The 6,145-nt window shown below is 68.2% G+C and carries 7 protein-coding genes; 4 read left to right on the plus strand and 3 right to left on the minus strand.

Annotated features, from left to right (window positions below; translation table 11 throughout):
* The first annotated feature begins 10 nt into the window (after positions 1 to 10).
* Positions 11 to 730, plus strand: coding sequence for a type 1 glutamine amidotransferase (locus F7O44_RS22545; RefSeq protein WP_162452525.1), 720 nt, complete (start codon positions 11 to 13; stop codon positions 728 to 730).
* A gap of 33 nt (positions 731 to 763) precedes the next feature.
* Here F7O44_RS22545 and F7O44_RS22550 read toward each other — a convergent pair whose 3' ends face one another.
* The gene (locus F7O44_RS22550) at positions 764 to 3,739 is read right to left on the minus strand and encodes a helix-turn-helix transcriptional regulator (protein ID WP_162452526.1); all 2,976 of its coding nucleotides are present in this window, start codon (positions 3,737 to 3,739) and stop codon (positions 764 to 766) included.
* 184 nt (positions 3,740 to 3,923) lie between these two features.
* On the opposite strand from F7O44_RS22550, the gene F7O44_RS22555 reads away from it, so the two are divergent.
* Positions 3,924 to 4,103 carry a hypothetical protein gene (locus F7O44_RS22555; protein WP_162452527.1) on the plus strand — a complete coding sequence of 60 codons (180 nt, stop codon included), beginning with the start codon at positions 3,924 to 3,926 and terminating at the stop codon, positions 4,101 to 4,103.
* A gap of 33 nt (positions 4,104 to 4,136) precedes the next feature.
* Positions 4,137 to 4,439: a hypothetical protein gene (locus tag F7O44_RS22560; RefSeq protein WP_162452528.1), complete on the plus strand. Its 303-nt coding sequence runs from the start codon at positions 4,137 to 4,139 to the stop codon at positions 4,437 to 4,439.
* A gap of 46 nt (positions 4,440 to 4,485) precedes the next feature.
* On the opposite strand, the gene F7O44_RS22565 is transcribed toward F7O44_RS22560, so the two are convergent.
* Entirely contained in the window at positions 4,486 to 5,430 is a 945-nt protein-coding gene (locus tag F7O44_RS22565; RefSeq protein WP_162452529.1) for an alpha/beta hydrolase, read from the minus strand.
* Positions 5,431 to 5,448: 18 nt separating this feature from the next.
* Positions 5,449 to 5,694 carry a hypothetical protein gene (locus F7O44_RS22570; RefSeq protein ID WP_162452530.1) on the minus strand — a complete coding sequence of 82 codons (246 nt, stop codon included), beginning with the start codon at positions 5,692 to 5,694 and terminating at the stop codon, positions 5,449 to 5,451.
* Between the two features lie 143 nt (positions 5,695 to 5,837).
* Here F7O44_RS22570 and F7O44_RS22575 point away from each other — a divergent pair.
* On the plus strand, positions 5,838 to 6,145 hold a 308-nt coding region (locus F7O44_RS22575; protein ID WP_162452531.1), incomplete at its 3' end, for a hypothetical protein.

The raw sequence follows: 6,145 nt of genomic DNA on the forward strand, positions 1-6,145 counted from the left end.
GATCTCCCGGATGAGCCAGCCGCGCGTGCTCGTCGTACAGAACACACCTGCCGGCGGCCCACGGCGCCTCGGCGACTGGCTGCGTGACGAAGGCCTGACGGTAGACGTCGTGCCAGCCTTTGACGGCACATCGGTACCCGGGACGCTGAAGAAGCACGACGCGCTTGTTGTGCTCGGCGGCGGGTACATGCCCGACGACGACCACCGTGCGCCCTGGCTCGCGCAAACCCGCTCCCTAGCTGTGCAGGCGCTCGAACAGGGCCGGCCGATGCTGGGTATTTGCCTGGGCGGACAGCTGCTGGCGCAGGTCGCCGGCGGCCAGGTCCAAGCTGACGCGGGAAGACCGGAGCACGGCAGCACCCAGATCCGCCTGCGGGCCGAGGCACGCGACGACGCCTTGTTCCGTGACCTGCCCACGATCGTTCCCGCCATCGAGCATCACGTCGACGCCATCACCGAGTTGCCTCCGGGCGCGGTCTGGCTGGCGTCCACCGAACGTTGTCCCTATCAGGCGTTCCGGCTGGGTGACACGGCTTGGGGAGTGCAGTTCCATCCCGAGGTCGCCCCTGACCGGATTCTGGAGTGGGACGCCGATCGGCTACGACAACACGGCTTCAACCAGGAGCGGCTGCATCAGCAGGCCGTCGCCGACGACCACCTTGCGGCCCGAACCTGGCGCGAGGTGACGCGCAGATTCGCCGAGGTGGTGAACCAGTCCGCCCGCGGTTGAGAGTTCACCCCCACGGATGGCCGCCGCAGGCTCTCAGCTCGCCCGGCCGTCTCGCGGGCCGAACGCCTCGAGGTCATCGGCCAGTAGCCCGCCGTCGTTCGCCGCCATGGCCAACGCCGTGCGCGAACCGACATCCAGCTTGCGCATGGCGGCGCTGAGATGGCGGTCCACGGTACGCGGGGACAGGAAGAGCGACTCCGCGGCCTGGCGGTTCGTCATACCGCGCGCCACCAGCCGCACGACTTCGAGTTCCCGCGGCGAAAGCTGGTCGCCGTATCCGCGCCGCCCGCCTCGCCAGGTCCGGGACACCTCAACACCGTGCTGCCGCAGCAGATGGGCCACTCGATCAGCGTCCCATCGGGCGCCTAGTGCCTGCAGGCGCTGCTGTGCCGTCGTCAACGAGTTCATCGCCTGCGCCTCGTGGCCCGCGGCCAGAAGCTGGCGGCTGTAACGTTCGATCGTGAGCAGTTCCTGATACGGGCACGGAAGCTCCGCCCATGCCGCGGCGGCATCAGCCAGGATCCTCGCGGCACGTTCCGGCTCACCCGCTACCCCGGCCATCACACCCAGGCACACCTGAAGCGCAGCCTCGGGCGCCGGGGCGGCCCGGTCACCGAGCCCGGTGGCGAAGCGCCGGACCAGGATTTCGGCGACATCCGTACGTTCCGCGGCCACCAAAGCGTCCACGTGCGCCGGAACGACCTCCGTCGCCCACAGCCACATCCCCTTGCCCGCGATCAGCTCGACGGCCGGCCCGGTGACCGCCAGCGCGCGATCCACATCCCCGTCGGACAGGGACAACCGCCCCAATGCGGCGGCAGGTGAAACCTGCACGTCGATCAGGCCGCGACGTCCCGCTTCGGCCAGGGCCGCCTCCAGCCGCTGCCCGCTTATGTCCTTGTTGCCGCTCGCGAGGTCCAGCAGGCCGAGCAGCAGCCTGGCTTCCAGCTGTGCCTCTGGCAGCGTGTCTTCCGCGCCGGCCAGGTCGGCGATACGCTCGGCAAGCCCTTCCCACCTGCCCTCTTGCCATTCGAGGAGAGAAAGCGTCAGGCGAGCGGAATTGAGCAGCCGCTCATACGCCGTCGAGCGCATCAGCTCGATGGCGGCGTCCAGCCGCTCACGCGACTCCGCGTAGTGGCCCCAGGCGATCGCCAGGTGGCCCACGTTCATCAGGCCCCGCGCCACTTGGCGCTGTTCGGACAATGACGCGCCCGGCTTGTCGAGCCCCGAGGTGATCTCTTCAGCCGCGGGCCAGCCGTCCTCTTCACCCAACATCAGCAGCGCGCTGGCCCGGTCGACCGCGAGCCAGGTCCGGTCGAGCGCTGCGTCCAGGCGAGGCCGCAATTGGGTAGCCCGCTCGAGCCAGCTCAGATGCTTACTCACCGGCCAGTCGGGACCTCGAGGGAAAGCCAGCGAGATCATCGCCCGAACTGATAGATCAGGCCTCGCTTCGAGATGGGCGACGGCCTCCTCGATCTCGGCCGATGCTGCCTCGAATTCGCCGAGCTGCAGCAGTAGGCGGCCGGTCAGCAGCCGGATCTCGGCCAGCTCCCGCGTGGGCACGTCCTCCTGCCGCAGGACTCCGCGGAGCGTCTCGGTCACCTCGACACCGAGCTCGCCCAACGCCGCCACGCCCCAGGCCGCCGCTTCACCGAGCTTGCGTGCGAGCCGGATGCGCCGTTCAGGCGGATGCTGGGCGGCAGTCATGAGATCGTGCAGGAGGACCAGGGCAGCGTGGTCGTCACCGGATTCCAGCGCGAGATCAGCCGCCGCCTCCGCATGACGGCTCCAACCTGCGATGTCACCCGCCTGCCGGAAGTGCCTGCTCAGCCGAGCTACCGGCAATGGCTCCTGACCGAGCAAGGCTTCGGCGGCCCTGCGGTGCAGCCGGCGGCGCTCCGGTGCCGGCACTGCCTCTTCCACCGCCCGTGATGCCAGCACGTGCCGGCAGAGGAATGTCGCGGGCTCGGCCTCCCGTAGCAGTCCTGATTTCAGGGCGGCCGTCAGGGCACGGTGGATCGCGTCGTCGTCGAGCCCCGCGACCCTCGCCAGAATGTGCTCGTCCGCCGGCTCTGCCAGCGTCGCGGCGGCTTCGAGAACACTCCTGGCCGACCGGTCCAGCCTCTCCACGCGCTCGAGGATGGAGTCGCGGACGGTCGGCGGCACTTGAAGCTCACTCAGGGAACGACGAGTCCATTCGCCGTCCCGGCGCACGATATCGCCGCGCTCGTGGAGCAACGACACCCCTTCCTCGAGGGCCAGCGGGACACCGTCGGTGCGCTCGTGCAAAAACGCCGCGAACTCGGCGGAGATGTCCTCAGTGCCCACCATCGCGGCCAGGAACCGGGTGGTCTCGTCCACGTTCAGTGCCTCGAGCGCGATCCTCAAGGGCGGACCGGTGGCCGCCGAGCGGGCCGCCAGGAGACGTAGAGGCGACCCCGCCGGGACGTCGGCCGGCCGGAAGGTCACGACCAAGCTGAATGGCCGCACGCTCGAAGCGGCGATCATGAGCAGCAGCTCCAGAGTCGCGGAATCGGCCCAATGGGCGTCCTCGAGGACAAACACATCCACCCCTGCGGCGACCACGATCTCGATGATCGCGCGGAAGAGGCGATGCCTAGTGGCTTTCGGGTCTTCGAGCGGGTCCAGAGCCGGCGGCAGGTCCGCACTCCATTCGGGGAAGAGCGCACGCAGCGCGCCGCCGAGCGGGCTGGTCTCAAACGGTCCGTCGCGCAACCACAGCCGGTGCAGCGAATCGACGATTGGCCCCAGGGGAAACGGCTCATGAAGCGGTGGGCACACGGCTTCGAGGATCCGCGCGGCCTGTAGTGAAGGGGCGCTGAGACACTCGCGTACCAGTCGCGTCTTTCCGATCCCGGCTTCCCCTTCGACAAGGGCTATCGTGCTGGGATCGGCCAGTGCGGACGTCAGATCAGCCAGCTCGCGTTCCCGTCCGACGTAGCCGGGTGCCGTCAGGCCAAGAGCACTGTCCGCGCGCCGATCCGCCATCCGGCCTCCTGTGCTTCCGACTCCCAGGCAGACTTCAAACGGCACGCCGCCCGCAAGACATGACCGAAACCGGCGCTTCTTCGACACCGCGGTTTCAGTGTCAGCCTATCGGGAGGGATTCGGCCTATCACGGCTACCGCACCGCAACCGCCGAACTGCTCCAAGACGGATCGCCCAGGGAGTTGTGCGCGCCGACGTCACCGACCACCACGCCACCGTGGTCGTCGCCGCGATCGAAGGGGGCCTGGTCCAGTGGCTGGTCGACCCGTCGGTCCCTCTCGAAGCGCTGTCCGACCCGGTGATGGATGTCCTGCTCAGAGGGCTTGATTCAAGTGGCGGGCCGCACGATGGAACCGCCGCATGACCACACGGCTGCGCAGCGCCGCGGCCAAGGCCGATGCGTTCCTCGTCGCATCAGGTCGGATTCGTCTCGGCGCACGTTCACCCGTTCCCGCTGGCCGCACTAACCGACGGCTTCGCCTGGATTGACGCCGTAGCCACCTATGCCACGGTGTTGCTCGGCGCAGTCGTGGTGTGCGCCAGCCCCAACCGCCTGCGCCGGCCAGTCGCCTTCGGCGTCTCGGCAGGCGTCATCACCGTCGTGGTGAGCCTTCTGGAGGTCGCGCCGCACCTCGCCTGGTTCGCACCGATCCTGACCGTCAAGCTCTTGCTCGCACATCTGCTTGACGACCACGGGTAGCGCGGTGACGACCGGGACCGGCCCGCTGTGCGAGCAGACTCCAGCGTCAGTCGTCCAGTTGCGCAGCCGACCACTGGAACACCGTGTCGAAGTAGTGTTTCCTGGCCGGCTCGGCGGACAATGCGAGATCGTGGATGCCGCCGGGGATGCGGACCAGAGTGACGTATCGCCCCAGCAGAACCGAACGGGCCGCAATGTGTTGGACGTCGAGCACACAGTCCGAATCACGCAACCTGGGCGACCACTTCCGAGGATGACCGCTGCGGGCCGAACAACACACCAGCACCGGTACGTCGATGGCAAGCCCACGGGCCAGTTCGGCATGCCCGCGACGGATGGCCCGGACCCAGCCGGCGAGTGCTGGAAACCCCTCGTGCGGTTTCCAGCGCAGGTCATAGTCCCAGACGCCGTCGGCCTCGTGGTGGATGCTGCACCCGTAATACGGCGCGATCGAGCTGACCGGCTGGCGTGGCCGGAACCGGCCCACCACGTCGACGACCGCGGTCAGCACCACCCGGCTGAACCACGAGGCGTTCAGGTCGAACCACGGACTGTTCAGCACCAGCGCGTCCACGATGCCCCGCCCCTGGCGGTGATGCGCCCACAGGCTGGTGATCAGGCCGCCGGTGGAGTGGCCATGCACAATCAGTGTGTCGTGGCCGAACTCCTCCCGGATGATCTGGGCGGCGGCGTCCAGTTCCTCGAAATACTCATGCACGTCGGTGCAGTAGTTCGGGGTCTGGTGCGCAAGCAACGAACGACCGTATTTGCGTAGATCGAGTGCGTAGAAGTCGTACCCCTGCGCGGCCCAAGCGTCGGCCAGGTGGGTCTGGAAGAAGTAGTCGACAAACCCATGCACGTACAGCACCGCGCGGGAAGACGGCTCGGCGCTCTCGCGGCGGACGAGTGTTGCCACCACGTCACCTTCGTCGTCAGGCCGCAGCTGGATGGTGCGTGCCGTGTAGCCCGTTCCGAGTACGTCAGCGTCCATGCCCCCACCTTCCCATGATCATGGACACTCATGGACGGATTTGGCGTCACACTCGACTTCCGATGCGAGCAGTTTCGCGTCACCGAGGCCCACTTCGTCGAGAAATGCCCGGGCGAGGCGCCGCTCGGCAGCTGTCACCACGATGAGCCGCCCGGCCGTGGCCGCCGTGGCGGCGACCACCACCGCATCCGCTGTCACCCGGCGCCTGGCGATCAGCTGACCCGCCGTATCACGGACCGCCCGCTCGTAGGTGGACTCCGCCATGCCGTGTAACGCCAGCCGGTACAGGGGTCGGTTCAGCCCGCCCTGGTCGCCGATACCGCCATCGGGCCCGGCGATCCGTGAGGCCTTCCGTGCCGGCCCAGCACGGAGCGACCTTGTCGGTGGTGGGTCGTATCGTTTAGGACATGAGTTCGAGTGTGTTGGATGAGTTGACCGCCGCGGTGCGAGAGATCGCCGCACAGGCGGTGGGCGAGTTCACCGACGCTCGAGTGACCGATGAGCTGGTGGCGCTGCGGCGGCTGGCTGACGCCGCCGAAGCGGCCTATCTGACCCGGCTGCGGGTCTTCGACACCCGCCGGATCAGTGAGACCCGCTCGGCGTTGTCCACCCGGTCCTGGATCCGCCACGAACTCCACGTCACCCCGGCAGAGACCTCCCGCGCCACGAAAACGGCGCACGGCCTGAGCGATTTCCCGGTGATCGAGGCCGCGCT

The organism is Phytoactinopolyspora mesophila (assembly GCF_010122465.1).
Lineage (GTDB): Bacteria > Actinomycetota > Actinomycetes > Jiangellales > Jiangellaceae > Phytoactinopolyspora > Phytoactinopolyspora mesophila.